General features: G+C 44.7%; 24 protein-coding genes. All 24 read left to right on the top strand.

Translation table 11 applies throughout. The annotated features are described in order from the left end of the window. A complete protein-coding gene (rbfA, locus tag MHI37_RS14795; protein WP_076336057.1) occupies positions 1–357 on the top strand; it encodes a 30S ribosome-binding factor RbfA in 357 nt (118 codons plus the stop codon). Beyond that, positions 354–1343 carry a bifunctional oligoribonuclease/PAP phosphatase NrnA gene (locus MHI37_RS14800; RefSeq protein ID WP_076336056.1) on the top strand — a complete coding sequence of 330 codons (990 nt, stop codon included), beginning with the start codon at positions 354–356 and terminating at the stop codon, positions 1341–1343. Before rbfA ends, MHI37_RS14800 begins: the two co-directional genes overlap by 4 nt. Positions 1344–1346: 3 nt before the next feature. Beyond that, entirely contained in the window at positions 1347–2261 is a 915-nt protein-coding gene (gene truB / locus MHI37_RS14805) for a tRNA pseudouridine(55) synthase TruB (RefSeq protein WP_076336055.1), read from the top strand. A gap of 44 nt (positions 2262–2305) precedes the next feature. Beyond that, the gene (locus MHI37_RS14810; protein WP_083676170.1) at positions 2306–3256 is read left to right on the top strand and encodes a bifunctional riboflavin kinase/FAD synthetase; all 951 of its coding nucleotides are present in this window, start codon (positions 2306–2308) and stop codon (positions 3254–3256) included. Positions 3257–3466: 210 nt separating this feature from the next. Then, positions 3467–3736, top strand: a complete 270-nt coding sequence (gene rpsO / locus MHI37_RS14815) for a 30S ribosomal protein S15 (protein ID WP_053375765.1) — start codon at positions 3467–3469, stop codon at positions 3734–3736. A 149-nt stretch (positions 3737–3885) separates the two neighbouring features. After that, positions 3886–5985: a polyribonucleotide nucleotidyltransferase gene (gene pnp, locus MHI37_RS14820; protein WP_076336053.1), complete on the top strand. Its 2100-nt coding sequence runs from the start codon at positions 3886–3888 to the stop codon at positions 5983–5985. A 206-nt stretch (positions 5986–6191) separates the two neighbouring features. Next, positions 6192–7190, top strand: a complete 999-nt coding sequence (locus tag MHI37_RS14825; protein ID WP_083676160.1) for a polysaccharide deacetylase family protein — start codon at positions 6192–6194, stop codon at positions 7188–7190. 123 nt (positions 7191–7313) lie between these two features. Beyond that, positions 7314–8582 carry a pitrilysin family protein gene (locus MHI37_RS14830; protein ID WP_076336051.1) on the top strand — a complete coding sequence of 423 codons (1269 nt, stop codon included), beginning with the start codon at positions 7314–7316 and terminating at the stop codon, positions 8580–8582. Beyond that, a complete protein-coding gene (dut, locus tag MHI37_RS14835; RefSeq protein WP_144023633.1) occupies positions 8527–9006 on the top strand; it encodes a dUTP diphosphatase in 480 nt (159 codons plus the stop codon). Before MHI37_RS14830 ends, dut begins: the two co-directional genes overlap by 56 nt. A 121-nt stretch (positions 9007–9127) precedes the next feature. Continuing rightward, the gene (dpsA, locus tag MHI37_RS14840) at positions 9128–10027 is read left to right on the top strand and encodes a dipicolinate synthase subunit DpsA (protein WP_076336049.1); all 900 of its coding nucleotides are present in this window, start codon (positions 9128–9130) and stop codon (positions 10025–10027) included. After that, entirely contained in the window at positions 10024–10611 is a 588-nt protein-coding gene (locus MHI37_RS14845; RefSeq protein ID WP_076336048.1) for a dipicolinate synthase subunit B, read from the top strand. The genes dpsA and MHI37_RS14845 overlap by 4 nt, the downstream gene beginning before the upstream one ends. A gap of 32 nt (positions 10612–10643) precedes the next feature. Next, positions 10644–11678, top strand: coding sequence for an aspartate-semialdehyde dehydrogenase (locus MHI37_RS14850; RefSeq protein WP_076336047.1), 1035 nt, complete (start codon positions 10644–10646; stop codon positions 11676–11678). A 58-nt stretch (positions 11679–11736) separates the two neighbouring features. Further along, positions 11737–12951, top strand: a complete 1215-nt coding sequence (gene dapG / locus MHI37_RS14855; protein WP_076336046.1) for an aspartate kinase — start codon at positions 11737–11739, stop codon at positions 12949–12951. A gap of 27 nt (positions 12952–12978) precedes the next feature. Beyond that, a complete protein-coding gene (gene dapA / locus MHI37_RS14860; protein ID WP_076336045.1) occupies positions 12979–13854 on the top strand; it encodes a 4-hydroxy-tetrahydrodipicolinate synthase in 876 nt (291 codons plus the stop codon). 488 nt (positions 13855–14342) lie between these two features. Continuing rightward, the gene (locus tag MHI37_RS14865) at positions 14343–16022 is read left to right on the top strand and encodes a ribonuclease J (protein WP_076336044.1); all 1680 of its coding nucleotides are present in this window, start codon (positions 14343–14345) and stop codon (positions 16020–16022) included. Between the two features lie 184 nt (positions 16023–16206). Further along, on the top strand, positions 16207–16941 hold the full coding sequence (locus MHI37_RS14870) for a ClpP family protease (RefSeq protein ID WP_083676169.1): 735 nt from the start codon (positions 16207–16209) through the stop codon (positions 16939–16941). Continuing rightward, positions 16938–17150, top strand: a complete 213-nt coding sequence (locus MHI37_RS14875; protein ID WP_076336043.1) for a YlzJ-like family protein — start codon at positions 16938–16940, stop codon at positions 17148–17150. The genes MHI37_RS14870 and MHI37_RS14875 overlap by 4 nt, the downstream gene beginning before the upstream one ends. 81 nt (positions 17151–17231) lie before the next feature. Beyond that, positions 17232–19907 (top strand): DNA translocase FtsK, encoded by a 2676-nt coding sequence (locus MHI37_RS14880; protein WP_076336042.1) that lies wholly within the window; start codon positions 17232–17234, stop codon positions 19905–19907. 118 nt (positions 19908–20025) lie between these two features. After that, on the top strand, positions 20026–20811 hold the full coding sequence (sleB, locus tag MHI37_RS14885) for a spore cortex-lytic enzyme (RefSeq protein WP_076336041.1): 786 nt from the start codon (positions 20026–20028) through the stop codon (positions 20809–20811). 129 nt (positions 20812–20940) lie between these two features. Further along, positions 20941–22233: a pitrilysin family protein gene (locus MHI37_RS14890; RefSeq protein WP_076336126.1), complete on the top strand. Its 1293-nt coding sequence runs from the start codon at positions 20941–20943 to the stop codon at positions 22231–22233. A gap of 3 nt (positions 22234–22236) precedes the next feature. After that, positions 22237–23523 (top strand): pitrilysin family protein, encoded by a 1287-nt coding sequence (locus MHI37_RS14895; RefSeq protein WP_076336040.1) that lies wholly within the window; start codon positions 22237–22239, stop codon positions 23521–23523. Next, positions 23520–24266: a 3-oxoacyl-ACP reductase FabG gene (gene fabG / locus MHI37_RS14900; RefSeq protein ID WP_076336039.1), complete on the top strand. Its 747-nt coding sequence runs from the start codon at positions 23520–23522 to the stop codon at positions 24264–24266. The genes MHI37_RS14895 and fabG overlap by 4 nt, the downstream gene beginning before the upstream one ends. 107 nt (positions 24267–24373) lie before the next feature. Next, the gene (locus MHI37_RS14905) at positions 24374–24625 is read left to right on the top strand and encodes a DUF3243 domain-containing protein (protein ID WP_076336038.1); all 252 of its coding nucleotides are present in this window, start codon (positions 24374–24376) and stop codon (positions 24623–24625) included. Between the two features lie 187 nt (positions 24626–24812). Continuing rightward, on the top strand, positions 24813–25580 hold the full coding sequence (locus MHI37_RS14910; RefSeq protein WP_076336037.1) for a DUF3388 domain-containing protein: 768 nt from the start codon (positions 24813–24815) through the stop codon (positions 25578–25580). Positions 25581–25590 lie beyond the last annotated feature (10 nt).

Below are 25590 nucleotides of genomic sequence, written 5' to 3' on the forward strand. Positions count from 1 at the left end.
ATGGCAAAAATCCGAGTAGGACGGGTTGGCGAGCAGATTAAAAAAGAGCTTAGCCAAATTATACAGACCGAGCTTAAGGATCCAAGAATTGGTTTTATTACAGTGACTGGCGTAGAAACGTCTAGCGATTTGTCACAAGCGAAAGTATATTTGAGCGTACTGGGCAGTGAAGAGCAGAAGGAAGCGACACTAAAGGCTCTTGCTAGCGGTACAGGCTTTATTCGTACGGAGCTTGGCAAGCGTATGCGTCTTCGTCATACACCGGTATTGCTATTCAAGTTTGACAGCAGTATTGAGTACGGCAGTCGAATTGAGGCTTTGCTTGAAAATATTAACAATGGGAATGCAACTCGATGATGGCTCACAGCAGCTATTTGAAGCAGCTTGATCATGCGCTAGCATTTATGAATGATTATAATCATTTTTTAGTGGTATCACATGTTCAACCCGACGGTGACGCGATTAGCTCAACTGTTGTGGTAGGATGGCTGCTTCAGAAGCTAGGAAAATCTGCTGTGCTTATTAATGAAGGTGAGCTGCCTTCTAGACTAAGCTATTTAACTGAATTCGATACCATTGTAAATTATAAGAAAGCTGCTCCCAAGCAGCAGTTCGATGCTATTATTGCAGTCGATTGTGCCGATTTCAAAAGAATTGGTGAGGTAGCGAGCAGCTTTGCACTAGATGCAAAGCTGCTTAATATTGACCATCACCCAACGAATAACGGATTTGGCAGCGTAAATGTGATACGAGCTGAAGCAGCCGCAACCGTAGAAATACTGTTTGATTTAATTGAAAGAGCAGAGATTGCTTTGGATTTAAATTGCGCAACAGCGATTTATACCGGTTTGCTTACGGATACTGGCGGTTTTCGGTATTCCAATACGAGTCCGCGTGTAATGGAGATTGCTTCGCAGCTTCTAGCGGTAGGCGTTTCGGGCAACAAGCTCGCCGATCATTTGCTTGAAAAAATGACGATGGCTAAGCTCAAGCTTCTCCAAATGGCTTTAAATCGACTCACGTTTACTGACAATTTGGAAATCGGTTGGGTATTTATCGGCAAAGACGATTTGCGCAATACAGGCGCAGTATCTGAAGATCTTGAAGGTATTGTAAATTATGCGCTTAATGTTGATGGTGTTGAGGTAGGGATTTTATTTAAAGAAGCAGAGGATGGATCTGTCAAAGCCAGTCTTCGTTCTGCTGGTAAAGCTAATGTAGCTGCAATCGCTCAAGAGTTTGGCGGTGGCGGTCACGTTAGAGCAGCAGGCTGTCGTCTTGAAGGCACGGTAGCAGATTCGATTACAAAGCTTGTTGAAGCAGTTGGAAAGGCGTTGGTTTAATCGATGGACGGCATCTTGGCAGTTTGGAAGCCTGAAGGCTGGACTTCTCACGATGTGGTTGCGAAGGTTCGCCGAATTCTTAAGATGAAACGAATTGGACATGCTGGAACGCTTGATCCTATGGTTACGGGTGTTCTTCCTTTATGTCTGGGGCGTGCAACTAGGGTCGTTGAATATGTTCAAGAGCGGCCCAAGTCTTATGAAGCAGTATTGCAGCTCGGAATTGCTACGGATACAGAAGACATAACGGGTACGGTCATCGAGCAGCAATCTTCAGTAACTGTTACAGAGGAAGCGATTCGTGAAGCACTGCTGCGTTTTGTAGGCGAGATCGAACAGGTGCCTCCAATGTACTCTGCTGTCAAAATAGATGGTAAACGATTGTATGAGCTTGCACGAGAAGGCAAGACGGTTGAGCGGAAATCGAGAAAGGTGACGATTCATCAAATCGATCTCATTAACGTACAGCTAGAGCTGGAGCAGCCCAAAATTACGTTTTCTGTCGTATGTTCAAAAGGTACATATATTCGCACCTTATGTGTGGACGTTGGCAAAGCGTTAGGTGTCCCTGCGACAATGGCGCATTTGACGAGAACGATGTCAGGCGGCATAACGAAGGAAAGCTGCTTAACCTTAGAGCAAATTGAGGAATTGCAGCAATCAGGTCAATTAAGCGAGCATCTTATTGCCGCAGATGAAGCGATTACCCACTTAGCGAAAGCAGTGGTGCCGGAGTCGATTGGAAGGCTAGCGTTGCTGGGGCAGAAGGTTAGTTTATCCCATGCTGATCGTGAAGCTTCCTCAAGCGAGGATGGTCAATTAATTCGACTTTATAATGATCAAAGCTTATTTCTTGGAATATATCAAATTGATCAGAAGTTAGCGGTATTCAAGCCAGTTAAAGTCTTCTCGGCTTAATGTTTGGAGTAAGAAAGTTAAAAGGAAATGCAGGTGCTTCAGCGTTGGAAATTATACCATTAAGTTTTCCTTTAAACGGTTTGTCCATGTTATCGCTGGACAAGCCGCTTTCCATAGCAATCGGTCATTTTGACGGTGTTCATCGCGGGCATCAAAACGTCATCCGCCAGGCGGTAGCTGAGGCGAAGGAATCCGAAATGCTATCAGCGGTCTTGACCTTCGATCCTCATCCGAAGGAGGTGCTCGGGCAAGGGGACCATTATTACCGTTGCCTTACGCCACTTGACGTCAAAACAGCTTTATTCGAAAAGCTTGGTGTAGACCTCGTATTTATTATGAGGTTTGATCTCGAATTTGCGGAGGTCACTCCTGAGCGGTTTGTTAATGATGTTCTGCGCGTACTGCGTGCTAAGCAGGTAGTTGTAGGATTTGATTTCAATTTTGGTCATAGAGGATTAGGAAATACAGAGACCTTGATGCAACTTGGTCAGCCTGATATTTCTGTTCATGTGATTGAGCCTTTGATTGAGAAGGGGATTAAGGTAAGCAGCACCTATATTCGTGAAGCACTTGAAGCAGGTGATTTTGAACTTGCCCACAGTCTGCTTGGACGATCCTATGAGGTGAAGGGAATCGTTGTTCATGGTGATAAACGTGGACGTACAATCGGTTTTCCTACTGCGAACTTACAAATTAATGACCCCTATATTGCTCCGAGAATAGGTGTGTACGCCATTACAGCCTGGATCGGGGAAAAGGCATACTCCGGTGTTTTGAATTACGGTTTAAAGCCTACCTTTAACAAAAATGATCCTCATCCGATTATGGAAGCACATTTATTTGACTTCAACGGCGACATTTACGGTGAGCAGATTCGCCTGCAATTTATTTCTTTTATACGCGCTGAGATAAAATTCAATTCTATCGATGATTTAATCAAGCAAATTGAAGCTGATTCCGAGCGCGCAAAGGAAATACTAGGCTATACTGATTAATATTGTTTTATTATGCAGGAATAAATACTCTTTTGGTTATGTAGAGGTTATATAACTCGACAAGTGCTTATTTTATATGTTATACTATACAACGTTGTGAGTAGATCTACATTTTATGTGGACTACCCTATACTTAACCTTAGCTTGGGTGTCCGATCTCACCGACGGCAGCGAGGCTAATGGCGATTATTTAGAAGGAGGTGAATTAGGATGGCAATTACACAAGTACGTAAAAACGAACTGATTGAGACGCATAAGACACATGCAACTGATACCGGTTCTCCGGAAGTTCAAGTGGCTATCCTGACTGAAAACATCGTTAACTTGACTCAACATTTGCGGGAGCACAAGAAAGATCATCATTCCCGTCGTGGTTTGCTCAAGATGGTAGGTCAGCGCCGTAAGCTGCTTGCATACCTGAAAAACAATGATGTTAGACGTTACAGCGCATTGATCGAAAAACTCGGCCTACGCCGCTAAAACATGCGTAATGAAAAGCAACCTGGTTGTCCAGCCGTCCGGGAATAACGGATACGCGGATTCGGGTTGCTTTTTGTAATAGGGAGCACTCAGAAAAACTGCTTTATGCATTGAAATATAATAAATCTACTAATTATAGGAGGGATATAATGGTACAACGAATCGAGATGGAAGTAGGCGGAAGACCTCTATCCATCGAAACAGGCCGTCTTGCTAAGCAAGCGAATGCAGCAGTAACCGTGCAATATGGCGAGACTGTCGTATTGTGTACGGTAACAGCATCAACAGGACCAAAGGATTTGGATTTCTTTCCACTGACGGTTAATTACGAAGAACGTTTGTATGCGGTTGGTAAGATTCCAGGTGGGTTCATTAAACGCGAAGGCCGTCCAAGTGAGAAGGCGATTTTGTCCAGCCGCCTTACAGACAGGCCTATTCGTCCGTTATTCCCTGAAGGCTTTCGTAATGACGTTCAGGTAATGAATATCGTTATGAGTGTGGATCAAGATTGCTCTCCAGAAATCGCGGCTATGATTGGAACTTCGGCAGCGCTGTCAATTTCCGATGTTCCATTTGACGGTCCTATTGGCGGAGTTAACGTTGGTCGTGTAAACGGTCAATTTATTATTAATCCTACGGTAGAGCAAAGCCAGGAAACGGATATTTTCGTAGTTGTAGCAGGAACAAAAGATGCAATTATGATGGTAGAAGCGGAAGCGAACGAAGTTTCTGAGTCAGTAATGCTCGAAGCTATTATGTTCGGTCACGATGAAATCAAAAAAATAGTTGCAAAGATTGAAGAGCTGCAAGCCGTTGCGGGCAAGCCGAAAATGGAAGTTAAGCTACATACCGTTAACGAGCAAGTTAATGCAGATGTTCGTGCCTATGCTTCTGCTGGTCTAGTCGAAGCCATTAAGGTTGAAGAGAAGCACGCTCGTCAAGATGCGATTGACGCAGTAAATAGTGCGGCTGCTGCCCACTTTGAAGAGCAATATATCGATACACCTGAACTGATATCCGATGTTAAGGAAGTTCTTTATGACATCGTGAAGGAAGAGGTTCGTCGACTAATTTCTCATGATAAAATTCGTCCTGACGGTCGTTCACTTGACGAGATTCGTCCAATTGAGTGTGATGTAGCGATTTTGCCGCGTACACATGGAACTGGATTGTTTACACGTGGACAAACACAGGCACTTAGCATTTGTACGCTTGGAGCAATGGGCGACGTTCAAATTTTGGATGGCATTTCTCCTGAAGAAACAAAACGCTTTATGCATCATTACAATTTCCCTCCGTTCAGCGTAGGCGAAGCTCGTCCGCTGCGTCCGCCTGGTCGTCGTGAAATTGGTCATGGTGCGCTGGGTGAGCGTGCACTTTCTAAGGTTATTCCTTCTGAAGCTGAATTCCCGTACACGATTCGTCTAGTATCTGAGGTTCTTGAATCGAATGGTTCATCTTCCCAAGCAAGCATTTGTGCAAGCACGCTGGCTATGATGGATGCAGGCGTTCCAATCAAGGCTCCTGTAGCGGGTATTGCAATGGGTCTGATTAAGGACGGAGACCATTTCGCTATCCTTTCGGATATTCAAGGTATGGAAGATCATCTTGGCGATATGGACTTTAAGGTTGCAGGTACTGCAGAAGGTGTTACGGCGATTCAAATGGACATCAAAATTGCGGGTATTAATCGTGCTATTTTGGAGCAATCTCTTGAGCAAGCGCGTCAAGGACGTATTTTCATTCTTGGTAAAATGCTTGAAAGTTTGCCGACGACACGAGCTAACCTGTCCAAGTATGCTCCTAAAATTTTGACGCTTCGTATTAACCCGGACAAAATCCGTGATGTTATTGGCGCAGGCGGTAAAATTATTAATAAAATTATTGAAGAAACAGGCGTTAAAATTGATATCGAGCAGGACGGAATGGTATTTATCGCTTCATCTAATGAAGAGATGAACCAAAAGGCGAAATCGATCATCGAAGGTATCGTGAAGGAAGTCGTCGTTGGCGAAATCTATCTTGGTACAGTTAAACGTGTCGAGAAATTCGGCGCATTCGTTGAAATTTTGCCGAACAAGGATGGTCTCGTCCATATTTCGCAGCTGTCAACAGAGCGTGTTGCCAAAACTGAGGACGTTGTAAACATTGGTGATCAAATTAAGGTTAAAGTAACCGAGATTGATCAGCAAGGCCGTATCAACTTGTCTGCAAAAATACTCATGACACCTGAAGCATCTCCACAATAATTGCAAGAGCTTTTGCAACATTAATAATCATAATGAAGAGAAGAGTCAGATTTGATCTGTCTCTTTTTGTTTTTCTTACGATAGTAAAAGGGAACATTAGCTGGCATTTGCATAATCTCGTCCAACATTTCATAAACATGAAACAATATGCTTCGCCTAAGGCCATGCCTCTGGAGCATGTGAGGTCGTTTATAGGAGTGTGAGTGATGTCAGTGAGAAAAGCAGCTGCGATTGCGGCAAGTATGCTCATGTTGATCGTATTTGTGAGAATAAATGATGATGTTTCGAATTATCTCGCCTCCATGAAATATGGTGGTGCAAAAGCAGTAGCAGCTATGCAAGCCAGCTCAGACGAGGAGCGTCAAAGGCTGATGACCTCCATTACAGCGGAAGCTGAAAAGCTGCGAATTGCACCTGTGAATGCGCGGATCGATCGTGTATGGAAAGCGATTCCTGGTTATAATGGTCTCGAGGTGGATATACCCAAAACGTTAGAGGCTGCATTGCTTGCGCCTTCTAAAGAGAATATTAACTATGTTTTCAAGGAAATAGAGCCAAACATCAAGCTGAGTGATCTGGGTGCTTATCCCGTGTATAGAGGCAATCCGAATAAAAAAATGATAACTTTCATGATAAATGTGGCTTGGGGCAACGAATACATAGACTCTATACTAACAACGCTTAAGCAAGAAAATGTGAAGGCAACTTTTTTCCTGGATGGAAGCTGGCTTAAGAAAAATCCTGAGATCGCTAAGATAATTCAGGCGGAAGGACATGAACTGTCCAATCATGCGTATTCACATCCTAATATGAGTACGTTAAGCAGGCAGGATCAGAATAATCAAATCGTAAAAACAGAAGCTTTATTAAAAGAGACATTGAATGTAAATAATAAATGGTTTGCTCCGCCTTCGGGAGACTTCAATTCAGCCACTGTCCAAATTGCTTCACAGAATGGCTTGTATACCGTGTTATGGACGATTGATACGGTGGATTGGCAGAAGCCTCCGGCAGATTCAATCGTTCGGAAAATAGCATCTAGACTCGAGCCGGGCTCCTTAATATTAATGCATCCGACCGCCTCCTCAAGAGATGCTCTTCCGGGTATGATTGCTGCTGCAAAAGCGAAAGGATACGCAATTGGAACTGTAAGCGAGACGCTTTCCTCCAAGCGTATTTCCACCGATGTTGAGAGCAATGGCTGATTCTGCTATAGTAAAACCATTCATGTTTATATACACATGCGAACGATGACAGTTTTGTAAGGCAAAGCTTACAGATAAAATGAATAGATCAGCTTTGCGCACAAAACATGAGGAGGAATACTGATGAATAAATTCACGCTTAGCAATGGACTGCGTGTTGTAGTTGAATACATACCGACAGTTAGGTCGGTATCCTTTGGCATCTGGGTCAAAACAGGATCTAGATATGAAACAGAAGAAAATAACGGGATCTCTCATTTTATTGAGCATATGCTTTTCAAAGGAACAGAAACGAGAACATCGAAGGATATTGCTGATTTATTTGACGGAATTGGCGGGAATGTCAATGCGTTTACTTCAAAGGAATATACATGCTACTTTGCCAAGGTGCTTGATGATCATTTGCCGCTGGCAGTAGATGCACTTTCGGATATGTTTTTCAATTCTCAGCTTGATCCAGAGGAGCTTGCTAAGGAGAAAAATGTAATACTCGAGGAAATTTCTATGTATGAGGATACTCCTGACGATAAGGTGCATGATGAAGCGTCGCGTGCCGCATTTGGCAACCATCCACTGGCTTATTCCATATTAGGGCTAGAGGATCGTTTAACTGCGATGACCTCTGATACCCTTCGTAAATATATGAACGATAATTACACATTGGAAAATACGGTTATCAGCGTAGCTGGCAATGTGGAGGAGCAATCACTGCTAGCTCTATTAGAAAAGCATTTTGGCAGCTTTACGAATAGTAAGCCAGTTAGCTCGATCGTTAGTCCGCCGACGTTCCATGGCGACTATTTATTTTACAAAAAGAAAACGGAGCAAAATCATATATGTGTTACTTTCCCAGGCTGCTCCATTACCGATTCGAATTTGTATGCGATGATTTTGCTTAACAATGCAATTGGCGGCGGGATGAGCTCTCGGCTGTTTCAGGAAATTAGAGAAAAGCGCGGGCTGGCCTACTCGGTTTATTCTTATCACACCTCCTATGCGGATGCTGGCTTATTTACACTTTATGCAGGTACTGCGCCAAAGCAAACGAAGGAAGTTCTTGATCTGACGATGGAGCAAATTAATGAATTGTCAGTTAAGGGGCTAGGCGAGGATGAGCTGCATCGCGGCAAGGAGCAATTAAAAGGAAGCTTGATACTGAGCCTTGAGAGTACGAGCAGCAGGATGAATCGGTTAGGAAAAAATGAGCTGATGCTAGGCCATCATTACACGTTGGATGAGTTGTTGAAACGCATCGATTCAGTAGAGATGGCGGATATTGTGGAGGTTACGAAGCGGATGCTTGCTGTTCCTTTCTCCGTCGCGATGGTAGGCTCTAATGATAAGGCAGCAGCGCAATTGGGGAGGAATCAATTTGTATCAAGTATTGTTTAAAAGATTAGAAGGAAATGAAGATATAGCCATTCCACAAAAAATGTCGGAATGGGCAGCAGGCTTTGATTTACAAGCTGCTGTAATAGAGGCGGTTGTTCTTGAGCCTGGTGAACGCAAGCTCATACCTACAGGCTTTGCCATGGCGATGCCTGGGGAGCTGGAAGCACAAATTAGACCGCGCAGTGGACTTGCGTATAAGCATGGCATTACTTGCTTGAATTCGCCAGGTACGATTGATGCTGATTACCGCGGAGAGGTTAAGGTACTGCTTATCAATTTAGGCCAGGAGCCATTTACCATTACACGCGGAGAGCGGATTGCTCAAATGCTGTTCCAGAAAGTTCCGGTTGTAGCTATTCTAGAAGCGGAAGAATTGCCTGACACCGTACGCGGTGCTGGCGGTTTTGGCCATACCGGTGTCTAGACGATAAGGTTTGAGTGAAAAGATCGAGCAATTTGCTCGATCTTTTTTTTTATTTTTCACCCCCCTTTGGGCGCAAGCATAAGATGATCTTGAGTTAGTAGCAAGAAAGGAGTGGAGCTAAATGCTAACAGGCGTGAAGGTGCTCTTGCTTGGTGGTGACGCAAGGCAGCTTGAGGTTATACGAAAGCTGACAGAGCTTGATGCTACTGTGACCGTTTCTGGCTTTGATGGCTTACATTCGTCGTTGGACGGTGCTGTGCAGGCAGAGTTCGAGGAGCAGTTGTTTGAGAGCGTAGATGCATTGCTGCTTCCCGCGGTGGGGACCGACGATCAAGGTCTGATTCATGCCGTATTCAGCGATCGTCAAATGCAGATTACAGAAAACCACATGGCAAAGCTGCCGAAGCATTGCACCGTGTATACAGGCATGGCAAAGCCATATTTACGCCAGCTATGTGAGCAGTATTCTTTATCGTTAGTCGAGCTTTTCGACCGTGATGATGTCGCTATATACAATTCAATTCCAACTGCGGAAGGCGCGCTGATGATGGCGATCCAGAACACGGATATCACCATTCACGGCTCTTCCTCCATGGTGCTGGGATTTGGCAGAACCGGCTTTACAATGGCACGGACGCTTCAAGGATTAGGGGCAAAAGTAAAGGTTGGCGTACGTCGCTCAGAGCAGTATGCAAGAGCTTCGGAAATGGGTTTTGAGCCTTTCTACATCAGTGGTTTGTTGCAGCATGTGAGCAATATTGACTTGCTTTTTAGTACAATTCCGACTATGATAGTCACAGCACAAATTATCGCAAATTTCCCTTCGCGGGCCGTAATAATTGACCTCGCATCGAAGCCTGGCGGGACTGATTTCCGCTTTGCAGAGAAGCGGGGAATTAAAGCGATACTCGCACCCGGACTTCCCGGAATCGTCGCACCGAAAACAGCTGGACGTATCATGGCGGATTGTTTAACACAGTTGATTTTGGACGATACGATTAAGCGGGGGAATGGGATATGAATTGGTCTGGAATAACAGTGGGCTATGCTTTGTCTGGGTCACACTGTACATTTGCTGAGGTTATGCCTGAAATTAAACGGTTCGTCGATGCGGGTGCGAATGTGGTGCCGATCGTATCGAATACGCTTATGACTACGGATACGAGGTTCGGCAAGTCCGAGGACTGGCAAACACAGCTGAAAGAAATTACTGGAAATGAATTAATTTCAACGATCGTTCAGGCGGAGCCGCTTGGTCCTTCCAAGCTTCTTGATGTACTTGTCATTGCGCCATGCACGGGCAATACAACGAGCAGATTGGCAAATGCAATTACAGATAGTGCAGTGCTGATGGCTGCGAAGGCTCAAATGCGCAATGGACGTCCGCTTGTTCTTGCTATTTCTACTAATGATGGACTCGGTTTAAATGCTGCTAACATAGCGAAGCTTTTAGTGGCTAAACATATTTATTTTGTTCCGTTCGGCCAGGATAACCCTGTGCAGAAGCCAAATTCGCTTGTTGCCAGAATGGATTTGGTCTTGGAAGCATGCGAGGCAGCTCTTGCAGGCAAGCAGCTGCAGCCTCTGCTCGTCGAACGGCACTAAGGACTCATGTTGCAGAGGGGAGATGACAGCAAATGTTGAATCAAAAATTGTTTAATGTTGCAATAGTTGGTGCAACAGGCGCAGTAGGGGAACAAATACTAAAATTACTCGAATCCAGAAACTTCCCGATTAATGAGCTTAAGCTGTTATCGTCTGCTCGTTCAGCCGGCACTAAGATTATGTTTAAAGGGGAAGAGCTTACGGTTCAAGAAGCAACACCGGATAGCTTTAAGGGCACTCAGATCGCACTATTTAGCGCTGGCGGCGATGTCACCAAAGCGCTGGCTCCACACGCTGTTGAGCATGGTGCTATTTGTATTGATAACACGAATGCATACCGTATGGACGTAAACACACCATTGGTCGTTCCTGAGGTGAATATAGAGAAGATTAGCGAGCATAAGGGCATAATCGCGAATCCGAACTGTTCGACCATTCAAATGGTCGCAACACTTAAGCCGCTTCAAGATCGTTATGGCATTTCTCGTGTTATTGTTTCCACCTATCAAGCGGTATCAGGTGCAGGAAGTCTTGCGATTGAAGAGATGCTGCGCCAGACGCAGGCAGTTCTAAATGGCGAAGAGGTTTCTCCTGCCATTCTGCCTGTGGGGGCTTTGCCCGTAAAGCATCAGATCGCATTCAACGCGATTCCGCAAATCGACAAGTTCCAAGAGAACGGTTATACGCTTGAGGAAATGAAAATGGTTAACGAAACCAAAAAAATTATGGGTGACGAGTCCATTCAGGTTACAGCTACTTGCGTTCGTATTCCTGTCGTTTATGGTCACTCGGAATCTCTATACGTTGAGCTCAAAAACGATTATGATCTGGAAGAGGTTAAGCAGCTGCTGGCGGATACACCGGGCATTACGCTCGTTGATGACCCTGCTAATCAGCAATACCCGCTTGCAACAGATGCTACTGGCAAACCGGATGTGTTTGTCGGTCGCTTGAGACGTGATCTAGGCTCTGAGCGCGGACTTAATATGTGGATAGTATCCGATAACCTGCTCAAAGGCGCAGCATGGAACGCTGTTCAAATCGCAGAACATATCACAAAAGGTTAATGTATTAAGACGAGTTAATTTGCGGCATCTTCTTGGATCGATCATGGAGGTTAATTTAATGCGCATCCTGATTCAAAAATTCGGGGGCACCTCACTTTCTACTGATCATGCCAGAGATCATGTTATTGGGCATATTAGCAGAGAACGTAGTAATGGCTTTGCTGTTGTTGTTGTTGTTTCTGCAATGGGCCGTAAAGGCGATCCATACGCTACGGATACGCTGCTTCAGCTCATTCGTGATAATGGCGACAAGCTGCCGCTGCGTGAGCGGGATATGCTGCTAGGCTGCGGAGAATTGATTTCCGCAGCCACTTTATGCAGCTTGGCTCTTGCAAGCGGTATTCCATCTGTCGTTTTGACTGGCGGGCAGGCGGGGATTATTACTGACGAACAATATGGGCATGCCCGAATTAAAGAAATCGTTCCTGAAAAAATACTCAATCATTTGCGTACAGGCTCGGTCGTTATTGTAACCGGATTTCAAGGAAGCACGGCACTGGGAGAAACGACTACTCTCGGTCGCGGCGGCAGTGATACATCAGCTACTGCACTTGGAGCAGCGCTTCGCGCGGAGATGGTTGATATTTATACTGACGTAAACGGAATACTGACAGCAGATCCGCGTATTGTCGAGGAAGCAAAGGCGCTTGCAGTTGTAAGTTATGCAGAAATATGCAATATGGCAAGACAAGGGGCTAAGGTCATTCATCCGCGTGCTGTAGAAATAGCTCAGCAAGCTCGAATACCGCTGCGTGTACGTTCGACCTTCTCCAACGAGACAGGCACTTTAGTCACGGACTCAGCTGAGCTGAGAGCGGAGGTGTCTGTTAAAGACCGGCATGTCACAGGTATTGCTCATGTATCGGGTATAACGCAAATATCTGTCAAAGCAATTGAAGGACGAAATGATGTTCAATTGCAGGTATTTCAATCCATGGCTAAACATCATATAAGCGTTGATTTTATTAATGTAACGCCTAGCGGTGCAATTTATACTGTTTTTGACCAAGATGCAGAACGTGCGGTACATGTGCTGGAGGATTGCGGTTTCGCACCTGCAGCGATCAATGGCTGTGCGAAGGTATCTGTTATCGGCGGTGGAATGAATGGAGAGCCTGGCGTCATGGCCCGCATCGTGGAAGCGCTGACGGAGCAAGGGATTTCTATCATGCAATCAGCTGATTCTAATACAACGATTTGGGTGCTCGTACGTGAAGCGGATATGGCAGAGGCACTTCGTTCTCTGCACGCGAAGTTCGAGCTTCATCGATAGAGAGCAACACTTTTGGGAGGTATTCAAATGGAATTTGGAAGATTAATTACGGCAATGGTAACCCCATTCGATGCAGACGGTCAGATTGATTGGCAAACGACAGGCCGATTGATTGATTATTTAATTGAGGAGCAGCAAAGCGATAGTCTTGTCGTTTCAGGCACTACTGGCGAATCGCCGACGCTGTCCGATGAAGAAAAGCTAGAATTGTTCCGGTTTTCAGTTAAACATGCCAATGGACGTTGCAAAATAATTGCCGGTACGGGCAGCAACAACACAGCCCATTCCATCCATTTGACGCAAGAAGCGGAAGCTGCTGGCGTGGACGGCATTTTGCTTGTCGCTCCATATTATAATCGTCCTAGTCAAGAAGGGTTATATCAGCATTTTAAAGCTATTGCGGAAGCAACGGCATTGCCAATTATTTTGTATAATGTAGAGGGTCGTACTGCGGTTAACATCTCTGTCGAAACGACACTTCGCTTAGCGCAAATCGACAATATTATTGCAACAAAGGATTGTGCCTCAACCGATCAATTGACACAGATTATTAGTGATGCTCCGGCAGATTTCAAAGTGTATAGTGGAGATGATTCAGCTACACTTCCAGCTTTGGCTATTGGCGCCTATGGCATAATTAGCGTAGCAAGTCACATTATCGGTGTTCAAATGAAAGAGCTTATTCAAGCATATATTAGCGGGAATGTGCAGGAGGCTGCACGCATAAATGGACGTTTGTTTCCAGTTTTCAAAGGTCTATTCCATTGTCCTCACCCTGTACCTAATCCAGTTGCAGTAAAATATGCACTTGGCCTTAAAGGTTTTTTAGTTGGCGGAGTAAGACTTCCGCTTGTAACAGTAACCGAGGCAGAAGCCGCATTCTTACGCAGTTTGCTTGCCTGAATAAACGTTTTCGTTGACTGCAGCCGATGCATCCAGCATCGGTTTTATTTTTTTGGGAAGCATAGTGAATAATTGCTTTATCGGGTTTCACTTGTATTCCAGCTTTTTCTTCATGTATAATAAGTGCAAGTGACTGGGTGCGGCAAATATTTGGAATTGAACTTAGACGTCAGAGCGGCATCTGACGAAATATGTTCATAATTGTATAAAAGTTTGGCATCACAACACAAAAGTGGATCAGTCTGATGCGAATTTTTCTTTTCCATAGGTAGACAAGACTTACGAAACTGTATAGGTTCGCTCATTTAATAAACATATTTTGAAGCATACTTTTGCTTCGCAATGTTCTAGAGAAATACTTACGGAGCAAGTTTTGCTCCGCCAAGTTTAAGAAAAATACTTACGAAGCAAATTTTGCTTCGCAAAATCTAAGAAAATGCTTACGAAGCGAATTTTGCTTCGCAAAATTTGAAGGAGGAAAGATACACTTGTCTAAGAAGAACAACCAAGATAAACTGCTCATTTTTGCACTAGGCGGAGTAGGCGAGATCGGAAAAAATATGTACGTCATCCAGTATAACAATGACATAGTTGTTGTTGATTCGGGCTTGAAGTTTCCAGAAGAGGACATGCTGGGCATCGATATCGTTATTCCAGATATTTCGTACTTGACCGAAAATCGTGACAAAGTTCGCGGAATTATTATAACTCACGGACATGAAGATCACATCGGTGGATTGCCATATGTACTGAAAAGCTTGAATGTGCCGCTGTATGCTACAAAACTCACACTAGGTCTCATTGAAGGAAAATTGAAGGAAGCAGGTTTGCTTGGAGAAACGAAGCGTATTCTCATCAACGCGGACAGCGAAATTCAATTAGGCACAATACGTGCATCCTTCTTCAGAACGAATCACAGTATCCCGGATTCCGTTGGTGTTAGCTTGGATACGCCAGAGGGAACAGTTGTTCATACAGGGGACTTTAAGTTTGACCATACGCCGGTTAATGAGCAATTTGCTGATTTGCAGCGCATTGCAGAAATCGGAAAACGCGGCGTTTTGGCGCTTCTTTCGGATAGTACGAATGCAGAGCGTCCCGGCTATACACCATCAGAAGCACAGGTGGGCGACAATCTTGAAGATATTTTCCGCAAGTCGTCACAACGTGTTGTCGTTGCAACCTTTGCATCCAACGTGCATCGTATTCAACAAATTATCAATGCTGCAATCGCGACCCGTCGCAAAATAGCTGTAGTTGGCCGCAGTATGGTTAACGTAGTTGGGATTGCCTCAGATCTTGGATACTTGAATATTCCAGAAGGCATGATTATTGAGCCTGAAGAAGTAAATAAGCTAGCTGCAGATCGCGTAGTTATTTTGTGTACAGGCAGTCAAGGCGAGCCGATGTCGGCGCTAACTCGTATGGCGCGTTCGACACATCGCAAAGTAGATATTTTGCCTGGCGATACCGTAATTATCGCGGCTACTCCTATTCCAGGTAACGAGCGTTATGTTGGTCGTACAGTTGATGAATTATTCCGTTTAGGCGCAAACGTTATTTATGGAAATGGCTCAGTATCAGGCGTACACGTATCTGGTCACGGCAGCCAAGAAGAGCTTAAGCTTATGCTTAACCTAATTAAGCCAAAATATTTTATTCCTATCCATGGTGAATACCGTATGCTCCGCCAGCATGCCAAGCTCGGCGAAGCGATTGGAATTGAACGTGAAAATATATTCGTTATTGATAATGGCGATACTGTTGAATTCCAAAATGGCAGCGGTCGTAAAGGCTCGAAGGTTCAAGCAGGAAATGTACTAATTGATGGTTTGGGCGTAGGCGATGTAGGTAATATCGTTCTTCGCGACCGTAAATTGCTTTCACAAGATGGCATCTTGGTCGTTGTTGTTACACTCAGCAAGCAGGATGGTGCCATTCTATCTGGTCCAGACATTATTTCTCGCGGATTCGTGTATGTTCGTGAGTCAGAAGGACTTCTTGATGAAGCTAACCGTATCGTCACTTCAACGTTAACTCGTTTGATGAATGATAAAGTAAATGAATGGGCATCGCTCAAAACGAATGTTAAGGATGCGCTTGGACGCTTTTTGTATGAGCAAACTCGCCGTCGTCCAATGATCCTGCCAATTATTATGGAAGTATAATACGATAAATAAATGTTTGAAGAGAATCGCTTGTTCATCCCGCAATTGCCGCGGCGGATGCAAGCGATTTTTTTTATTTCAAAAAGCTATCCTGTCCATTTTTGTATAAATTCGACGACAGACCTCATACTATGACGAGCTACACTTCATTAGAGGGGGATTTTACGTGAGTTTGGACAAAGAAATGAATTTGACATCGGAGCAGCCAGAGCCGAGTGCAGATGAGAGAAAAAAAACGAATGCTGTTGTCGAAACGATACAGCAGCTGGGTCAGACAAGTACGCCATCATTAATGGAGTCTAATATTTTTTGCATGACAATAATCGGACAGGTAGAAGGGCATCTCATCTTGCCCCCACAGAACAAAACGACCAAGTATGAGCATCTTATTCCACAACTCGTTGCTGCAGAGCAAAACCCGAAAATTGAAGGTGTGTTTATCGTTCTAAATACGGTTGGGGGAGACGTGGAAGCAGGACTTGCCATTGCTGAAATGATTGCCTCGCTTTCTAAGCCAACAGTAACGCTTGTACTTGGCGGCGGGCATTCGATAGGTGTTCCTATCGCGGTTGCTGGCGATATGTCATTTATTGCAGAGACAGCAACGATGACGATCCATCCCATTCGAATGAATGGCTTAGTTATTGGGGTTCCGCAAACCTTTGAATATTTGGATAAAATGCAGGAGCGTGTCGTTCGTTTTGTTACATCACATTCGAATGTGCCTGAGCATATTTTCAAAGAGCTGATGTTTAAAACAGGTGAGCTCACTCGTGATATTGGAACAACCGTTATTGGCTCCGATGCGGTTAAGCATGGACTTATCGATGCAGTTGGCGGCTTAGGCGAAGCATTAAAGGAATTAAAGCGAAGAATTGAGGCAACAAAAGCGGAAAGAGTTGAGGTGACCAGCGTATGACGATTTATACGAATATGCCGCTTGAGGCTGTGTTTGAGGGGATAAATGAGGAAATGGGTCAGTATCAAGAGGTTTGGTCTAATGGTGTCAGGATGCAGGTTACGCCTGTTGCACCTGGAATGGGAAAGATCGTTCGTTTAATTGATTGCAGCTTGGATGATTATCTTGATCCAAATTTGATGCCGGGTATGATCATTCACTATAATTAAACAGCAAACGGATGTTCGTACGAATGTCTCATAGGCACATTTGTCCACCTATGGTATAATCTTTAACCAGAGGTGACGAAATTGGCCAAGAAAAAGAGACGAAAAAAATCAATTGGAACAAACTTAAAATACGAAGTATACGGAATTTTATTGATTACCATTTCGATTATAGCTTTATCCGGAGAAGCTGCTGTCGGGCGCTCGTTATCCAAGCTGTTTGGGCTTGTGCTCGGCAAGTTTTATTTTGTGCTTGCAATCGTTGGGATTATTGTTGGGCTTTCCGTAATGGTCAAGAGAGCTTGGCCTAGAGGGTGGACGAATCGACGAACGGGCCTGCTCATATTGGTGCTGGCATTTACATTGATGAGCTCTATCTCAGAGATCGAGCAAAAGCTGCTTCCAACTGTCGATTTAACGGGTACGGAGATCTTTAGACAGCTAAGCAGCGATTTGCAATTATCACTAATTAGTGTTCCGATTGATCGTGATTTACCTATCCGAGATAAGGAAATAAGCGGCGGATATATTGGAGCCATACAATATTCCTTATTTTTCTCTTTGTTTGGATATTATGGGGCAAAGCTTATTATGTTTGTCATGTTTGCGATTTCGATTATGCTGATGACGGGGAAATCGTATGTGGAATTAGGTAGGCTCGTAAGGACTAGAGCTACTAATATGTTTAAACTGCTTGGGGCGAAATGGGAGAAACGAGCGGCTCAGAGAACAGCAGCAGCTGCATTTGCTAATACGGGACAAACTGATTTGGACGACGATGATACGATGGATGACGAAGAGGATCATGATGGCTATGTGGTAGCTCCACCGAAGAAAAGAAGATCGCTGTTTTTCTCATGGAGACAAGAAAATCAAACCGAGCAGCAAAGCAAGTCAGATGATGATCAGGACGAATGGGTTTTTGAACCTAATATTGCTGGAACACCTAATAGCATCAAACCCGCATGGCAAAGCGATATAGAGCCGCCGTGGGAGAAGCTAGGGGAAGAGTTACATACAGATATTATTGATTCACAATATATTAGCGATAATGAAGTACCTTGGGAAGAGGCTGAGCCAGGCTTAATTATTGATCAAGAGCAGCTGCAGCGCCAAGGAGAGGAAGCTTGGGAGGCGTCGTCCTATTCGGCAAACGATAGTGACACCTCACTTGTACAAGACGTTCCAATGGAGGACGAGCAGGAGCTAGAAGCTCAAGATCCGATAGAATTGCTTGACGTCGCTATTGAAGAATCAGAAGCACTTGCGACCGAAGAGAACAGCGTTCAAGCCATTCCTAGGCGTCCTATTGCGGAGGTAGAGGAGAATACGACTAAGCCGTACTTGCTGCCGCCGTTTTCTCTGTTGACTAAACCCAGCTTAATGAGCAAAAATGCAGACGCTTCCGATATGTATGACTCGCGTAGAAAGCTTGAGGCTACGTTAGAGAGCTTTGGCGTTAAGGCTAAGGTGCTTGATGTTGTTCGGGGTCCTGCAGTTACCCGTTACGAGGTGCAGCCTGCTACAGGCGTGAAGGTGAGCCGTATCGTTGGTCTGACTGATGATATCGCTTTGGCATTGGCAGCTAAAGATATTCGGATGGAAGCGCCGATCCCAGGAAAATCAGCTATTGGGATAGAAGTGCCTAATATGGAAGTATCGATCGTTACGATGCGTGAGGTCATGGAAACTGCGACATTCCAAAACGCGGCATCTAAATTATCAATTGCATTTGGCAGAGATATTTCTGGTCAAACGATTGTCGGCAATTTAGCAAAAATGCCCCATTTGCTTGTGGCAGGTGCTACAGGCTCAGGAAAATCCGTGTGTATTAACGGTATCATAACGAGTATTTTGTATAAAGCAACGCCTGACGAAGTGAAATTTCTGATGATTGACCCTAAAATGGTTGAGCTGAACGTATATAACGGAATCCCGCATTTGCTCGCACCAGTCGTAACAAATCCTAAGCGGGCTTCGCTTGCTTTGAAGAAGATTGTTGTAGAGATGGAAAGCCGCTATGAGCTATTCTCCAAATCAGCGACACGAAACATAGAAGGCTACAACACATTAATGGCGGACAACCCGGCGGCAGTTCTGCCTTATATCGTTGTTATTGTAGATGAGCTTGCTGATTTGATGATGGTTGCTGCCAATGATGTTGAAGATTCAATCGCAAGGCTGGCCCAAATGGCGCGAGCTGCGGGAATACATCTTATTATTGCAACACAGCGTCCTTCAGTAGATGTAATTACAGGTGTAATTAAAGCAAATATTCCTTCCCGGATCGCCTTCGGCGTTTCCTCGCAGGTGGATTCGCGAACGATTCTTGATATGGTTGGTGCCGAGAAGCTGCTCGGACGCGGCGATATGCTGTTCCTGCCTGTAGGGATGTCTAAGCCGATACGGGTACAAGGTGCTTTTCTCTCCGATCAGGAGGTAGAAACGCTTGTAAATTACTCGCGAGGACAAGCAGAAGCGGAATATAAAGAGGATCTTGTGCCGGAGATTGAGGAAGAGTCCGGTGATCCCAAGGAAGCAGTGGATGAGCTGTATGATCAAGCTGTGCAAATCATTTTAGAAGCGAAGCAGGCTTCCGTATCCTTGCTGCAACGAAGAATGCGTATTGGCTACACTAGAGCTGCGCGACTAATAGATCAGATGGAAGCTCGCTCTATCGTTGGCCCTTATGAAGGCAGCAAGCCGCGCGAGGTTCTTATTACGATGGACGAGTTTCAAGCAGGGCGTGTAAGCTCTTAATTTCCGAGGTTTGCAGGAAACGGAATATTGTGCATAGAAGCGGGAGAAATTTCTCATACTAAAGTTAGGTAACGCTACTTAAAGCCAACTAACTTGCATGAGAAAGGCAGATCCCAACATGAGAAATCGTTTAATACTACTGACCACGATTATCGTGCTGCTGCTGTTCGGGTCCTTTTCATTGCTTCGCGGTGAAAATAACGAAGCTAAGGAAACGTTCAGCAGCGCTATTTTAACGGTAGGAACCTCTGGTCAGGATGTCTATGAATTACAAGGACGTCTGAAGCACCTTGGCTATTTCAAGGGGACAGTTGATGGCAAGTTTGGAACAGAAACGAAAAATGCAGTAACATGGTTCCAATGGAAGTTTGGACTGAAGTCGGATGGCGTAGTAGGCGCTAAAACGAAGCTAAAGCTGTGGGAAGCTACAAAAGCTTGGAAGCCCACAGCGGATACCTCGGGTGGCGCAAGCTCAGGAGCAGGCAACAAAGAAACAGGAAGCTCCACTGGAAACAAAACGGACATTGCGAAGTCTAACCGGCTTGGCCTGACGGAAAATGATTTGAAAATGATGGCCAATGCCGTTTACGGTGAAGCGCGCGGCGAACCGTACGAAGGGCAAGTTGCTGTGGCAGCGGTCATTATTAACCGATTGAAATCACAAAGCTTTCCGAATACGATCTATGGTGTCATTTTCCAGCCGGGTGCCTTCACAGCAGTTGCTGATGGACAAATTTGGCTAACGCCAAACGCGAAGGCAAGAGAGGCAGTAGAGGATGCCATTAACGGCATGGACCCTTCCGGCGGTTGTCTTTACTATTTCAATCCGGAAACAGCAACCTCAAAGTGGATTTGGACACGGACGCAAATTAAGACGATTGGCAAGCATATATTCTGTATGTAACTATACATTGCTCACGAAAGGAAGCAGCCGTTACTGCCAAGCGCAGCAGTGGTTGCTTCTTCCATTTGGCATAGGTTAGAATGGAATAGTGATTTGTCAAAAGGAATAGATTTACTTTATAACGCGCTGATGAAAGGAGCAAACCGAGTGACCCAATTCGAAAGAGGACAGCTGCATCGGGTACGGCTGCATGTGCTGCCTACCAAACGATTCAAAACGTTTGCTATTTCCTTATTTGCTGGACTAACACTAGATGAAGCGACGGTAACACCGGTAGCGCTTATTCCGTTCGTTCTAAGAAGAGGCACAGCGAAACTGCCAGAAACGATTGAATTCCGCGAGAAGCTAGATGATCTATATGGAGCAGGCTTTGGCTTTGATGTGTATAAAAGAGGGGATTCTCAAATTGTTCAGTTCAGAATGGATGTTATAAACGATGAATTTGTTTCATCGAACACATCGCTTTTAGCTGAATCGCTGCAATTTTTAGGAGAAGTGCTAACTGACCCGCTTATCAATAATAATGCTTTTCAAAATAAATATGTAGAAGCAGAAAAAACGACGTTGAAGAAACGGCTCGAAGCCATCGTGAACGATAAGATCAGGTATGCTGCTGAACGCTGCTTGGAGGAAATGTGTGCAGATGAGCCTTATCGCTTGCATCCACTGGGCAAACTGGCAGATATTGATGCCATTACTCCTTCATCTTTGTATGAGCATTACAAGCAGTGGCTGGATGATGCTGCTCTTGATTTATATGTGGTAGGAGACACATCTTTAGCTGAGGTTACGGAGCTGGTAACGAAAGCTTTTCAAATCAAAGACGGAGCTCCATCGGCATACGCTGCTACTGACGTTCATCATCCGGTCAAGGAAGTGAAACGGATTACCGAGCAGATGGACATTAGCCAAGGTAAGCTTAATTTAGGGCTTCGCACCGGAATTGGCTATGATGATGATGCGTATCCTGCGGCTTTGATGTATAACGGCATTCTAGGCGGATACCCGCATTCCAAGCTATTTCTAAATGTACGGGAGAAAGAAAGCTTAGCTTATTACGCTGCATCCCGTCTTGACGGCCATAAAGGGCTTTGCACCATTCAATCAGGAATTGAGTTCGCCAACTACGAGCGTGCACTTACGATTATCGAGGAGCAGCTTGAAAACATGCGTCAAGGACAGCTGACAGAGCTCGAGCTTGATCAGACGAAAGCGATGATTTCCAATCATCTTCGTGAGCTTCAAGACTCTGCCTATGAGATGATCGCCTACGATTTCAATAGTGTGCTGACAGGAAACGAGCGAAGCGCTCAGCAGCTGCTGGAGCAGGTTCAGGCCGTAACCGCAGAGGACATTGTTAAAGTTGCAAAAGGCGTACAGCTCGATACGGTCTACTTTTTGCGCGATCGAGAGGAGGTATAACCTATGGAAAAGCTTAGCTATCCAAATGTTCAGGAGACCTTGTATCGAGAAGTGCTGGATAATGGACTAGAGGTTATCGTGCTTCCGAAGGAAGGCTTTAATAAAACCTACGCTACATTTTCGACCAAGTACGGGTCGGTTGATAATCATTTTGCAGTCGGCAATCAGCCTCCTGTTAAGGTGCCTGACGGCATTGCTCATTTTTTGGAGCATAAAATGTTCGAGGAGCCTACAGGTGATATTTTTGCAACCTTTGCATCTCAAGGCGCTTCAGCCAATGCGTTCACTAGCTTTGATCGAACCGTTTATTTATTTTCTGCTACGGAGCAGATAAACGCTAACTTGAAGACCTTGATCAATTTTGTGCAAAACCCTTATTTTACGGATGCAAATGTTGAAAAAGAAAAAGGGATTATTGAGCAAGAAATTAATATGTATCGTGACAATCCGGACTGGAGAGTTTATTTTGGCTTGATTGACGCGCTTTACCACGAGCATCCGGTACATATTGATATTGCGGGAACAGTGGAGTCAATTAGACAAATTGACAAGGAAACCTTGTATCGTTGTTATGAAACATTCTATCATCCGTCAAATATGCTGCTGTTTGTTGTGGGCGGGGTAAATGCGGAGGAAGTGTTCGAACTTGTACGAGAGAACCAAAACAGCAAATCATTTGAACCGCAAGGTCAAATTGAACGTTTCTTTGAGAAAGAGCCGGAAGCGGTTAAAATTGCTCGCAAGGTAACAGAGCTGTCCGTATCCTTGCCTAAGTGCATGCTTGGCTTTAAAGAAAAGAAGACAGGTTTGACGGGGGCTGCGCTCCTTCAGCAGGAAGTAACGACGAAGCTTATGCTGGAGGCTCTGATTGGTCCGAGCTCGAAGCTTTATCAGGAGCTGTATGCGAAGGATCTGATTTCGGATTCCTTCGGTCATGAATACAATTCAAGCACTGGCTATGCGTTCTCGGTTATCGGCGGAGACACGCCAAGCCCTGATGAGCTGATTAAAGAAATACAATCATCGGTAGAGGCTGCGTTGATTAGCGGAATTGAGCCGAGTGCATTCGAGAGATCCAAGCGAAAAAAAATCGGCGGATATTTGCGTATGCTGAACTCCCCAGAAGCGATTGCCAGTGAATTTACGAGATATCGGTTCCGTGACAGCAATATGTTTGAAGTTCTTAATTGTTATGAGAACTGCACGCTTGATGAGGTTAATGCGCGGCTGCGTGAGCATTTTGATTTCGAACAGCTTGCCGTATCCATTGTGCAGCATCCGTCTAAATGAAAACTTTGCAGCAAATGACGGTATTGATTACGGGGGGAGGCCGCGGCATCGGAGCAGCAATTGCAAAACGATTCGCGGCTGAAGGAGTCAATATTGTCATTCATTATTTGCACTCCCATGAGACGGCTAATGAGACAGCGCGTACTTGCATGGCTCTAGGAGCTAACGTACTAACCATATCTGCAGATTTACGCTCGAAGGAGCAGCTGGAGCGTATGCGGGAGAAGCTGGAGAGTCATCATATGCTTCCAGATATTCTCGTTAACAATGGTGGGATTTCGCATTATGGAATGCTAATGGATGTGACGGAGGAAGAATGGGATAATGTGATGGCCGTCAATTTAAAGGGAATGTTTTTGTGTTCTCAGCTCTTTATGCCAAATATGATTGCACAGCGCTATGGGCGAATTATAAACGTTTCTTCCATTTGGGGAATGTCGGGAGCCTCCTGCGAGGTGCTGTATTCTACGACGAAAGGCGGCATGAACGCCTTTACGAAGGCGCTGGCTAAGGAGCTGGCGCCAACAGGCGTTACTGTAAATGCTGTTGCCCCAGGTGCGGTAGAGACGGAGATGATGGATGGCTTCAATGCGGAGGAGAAGGCTGCTATTCAGCAGGAAATTCCAATTGGACGCTTTGGCTCCACGGATGAGATTGCTTCACTTGTTTATTTTTTAGCACTGCCTGAGTCATCCTACATAACTGGACAGATTATTAGTCCCAATGGCGGGTGGCATACTTAGCAGCAAGGGCGGTTTTAAGGGACAGGCTTGTTGCATAATTAGAGTGGCTTATACACATGATAAGACCGTTGATGATTCTTTTCTATAATCTTAGGAGGCGAAAAAAAATGTCAACTGTCCTTACTAATTTTGCAACATGGAAGCAATTCTTGGCGGAGCGTGTTTCGCAAGCGAAGAAGATCGGAATGACGGAAGAAACGATAGCCTCCTTAGCTTTCGAAATCGGAACTTTTCTCGATGAAAAGGTCGATCCGAAAAATGAGGAAGAGCGCGTGTTGAAGCAGCTATGGGATGCTGGCGACGAAGCCGAGCGCAAAACGCTCGCGTGCTTGATGGTTAAGCTCGTCCAACAATCCTAGCTATCTCCAAATGGAGACGACGATTCGTCTATAGAAGCAGAAGCAGGGGAGCCTCCTACCAGGAGGCTTTTCTGCAATGTTTCTTTTTGGGTTGCAGGATTATGACGAAAATTGTAGAATTATGTTCTTGATGTTAATCTTTATTATTAACATACTTCTATACGATTTGGTTTAGGATGGTGACAGCGTGGAGAAGAAACAGTGGTATATGGAATACAAAATACATAAAAACCGACCAGGTTTGCTTGGCGATATCGCATCATTGCTAGGTATGCTGGAAGTTAACATTATGACGATCAATGGTGTTGAGGATAGGACCAGGGGAATGCTTCTTCAGACGGATGATGATGAGAAAATTGAATTGCTTGGCAAAATGCTTCAAAAAGTTGATAATATTACTGTAAACAAGCTTAGAACGCCAACGATAGTAGATATATTAGCGGTTCGTCATGGACGCTATATTGAACGTGATTCTGATGATCGCAAAACGTTTCGTTTTACGAGGGACGAGCTTGGGATTCTAGTTGATTTTTTGGGTGAAGTGTTTAAACGTGACGGTAATCAGGTTATAGGACTTAGAGGGATGCCGCGCGTTGGGAAAACCGAATCCATTATTGCCGGCAGTGTTTGCTCCAATAAGCGCTGGACCTTTGTTTCCTCGACGCTGCTGCGACAGACGGTAAGAAGCCAGCTTTCAGAGGATGAAATGCAGCCAAACAATATTTTTATTATCGATGGTATCGTAAGCACTATTCGTTCAAATGAGAAGCATTATGGGCTGCTGCAAGAAATTATGGCGCTGCCGTCAACGAAGGTTATTGAGCATCCAGATATTTTTATTAAAGAATCCAACTACGATTACAGCCATTTTGACATTATTGTTGAACTTCGTAATACGCCAGATGAGGAAATATCCTATGAGAAATTTACAACGAATTACACAGACGATTTCTAATCGGAAGGAG

Origin of the sequence: Paenibacillus sp. FSL H8-0548 (assembly GCF_038630985.1) — a bacterium.
Taxonomy (GTDB): Bacteria; Bacillota; Bacilli; order Paenibacillales; family Paenibacillaceae; genus Pristimantibacillus.

Coding starts and splice junctions, on each gene's coding strand:
- rbfA (WP_076336057.1), top strand. CDS start 1: ATGGCAAAAATCCGAGTAGGACGGGTTGGCGAGCAGATTAAAAAAGAG.
- MHI37_RS14800 (WP_076336056.1), top strand. CDS start 354: ATGATGGCTCACAGCAGCTATTTGAAGCAGCTTGATCATGCGCTAGCA.
- truB (WP_076336055.1), top strand. CDS start 1,347: ATGGACGGCATCTTGGCAGTTTGGAAGCCTGAAGGCTGGACTTCTCAC.
- rpsO (WP_053375765.1), top strand. CDS start 3,467: ATGGCAATTACACAAGTACGTAAAAACGAACTGATTGAGACGCATAAG.
- pnp (WP_076336053.1), top strand. CDS start 3,886: ATGGTACAACGAATCGAGATGGAAGTAGGCGGAAGACCTCTATCCATC.
- MHI37_RS14825 (WP_083676160.1), top strand. CDS start 6,192: ATGTCAGTGAGAAAAGCAGCTGCGATTGCGGCAAGTATGCTCATGTTG.
- MHI37_RS14830 (WP_076336051.1), top strand. CDS start 7,314: ATGAATAAATTCACGCTTAGCAATGGACTGCGTGTTGTAGTTGAATAC.
- dut (WP_144023633.1), top strand. CDS start 8,527: ATGATAAGGCAGCAGCGCAATTGGGGAGGAATCAATTTGTATCAAGTA.
- dpsA (WP_076336049.1), top strand. CDS start 9,128: ATGCTAACAGGCGTGAAGGTGCTCTTGCTTGGTGGTGACGCAAGGCAG.
- MHI37_RS14845 (WP_076336048.1), top strand. CDS start 10,024: ATGAATTGGTCTGGAATAACAGTGGGCTATGCTTTGTCTGGGTCACAC.
- MHI37_RS14850 (WP_076336047.1), top strand. CDS start 10,644: ATGTTGAATCAAAAATTGTTTAATGTTGCAATAGTTGGTGCAACAGGC.
- dapG (WP_076336046.1), top strand. CDS start 11,737: ATGCGCATCCTGATTCAAAAATTCGGGGGCACCTCACTTTCTACTGAT.
- dapA (WP_076336045.1), top strand. CDS start 12,979: ATGGAATTTGGAAGATTAATTACGGCAATGGTAACCCCATTCGATGCA.
- MHI37_RS14870 (WP_083676169.1), top strand. CDS start 16,207: ATGAATTTGACATCGGAGCAGCCAGAGCCGAGTGCAGATGAGAGAAAA.
- MHI37_RS14875 (WP_076336043.1), top strand. CDS start 16,938: ATGACGATTTATACGAATATGCCGCTTGAGGCTGTGTTTGAGGGGATA.
- sleB (WP_076336041.1), top strand. CDS start 20,026: ATGAGAAATCGTTTAATACTACTGACCACGATTATCGTGCTGCTGCTG.
- MHI37_RS14890 (WP_076336126.1), top strand. CDS start 20,941: ATGAAAGGAGCAAACCGAGTGACCCAATTCGAAAGAGGACAGCTGCAT.
- MHI37_RS14895 (WP_076336040.1), top strand. CDS start 22,237: ATGGAAAAGCTTAGCTATCCAAATGTTCAGGAGACCTTGTATCGAGAA.
- fabG (WP_076336039.1), top strand. CDS start 23,520: ATGAAAACTTTGCAGCAAATGACGGTATTGATTACGGGGGGAGGCCGC.
- MHI37_RS14905 (WP_076336038.1), top strand. CDS start 24,374: ATGTCAACTGTCCTTACTAATTTTGCAACATGGAAGCAATTCTTGGCG.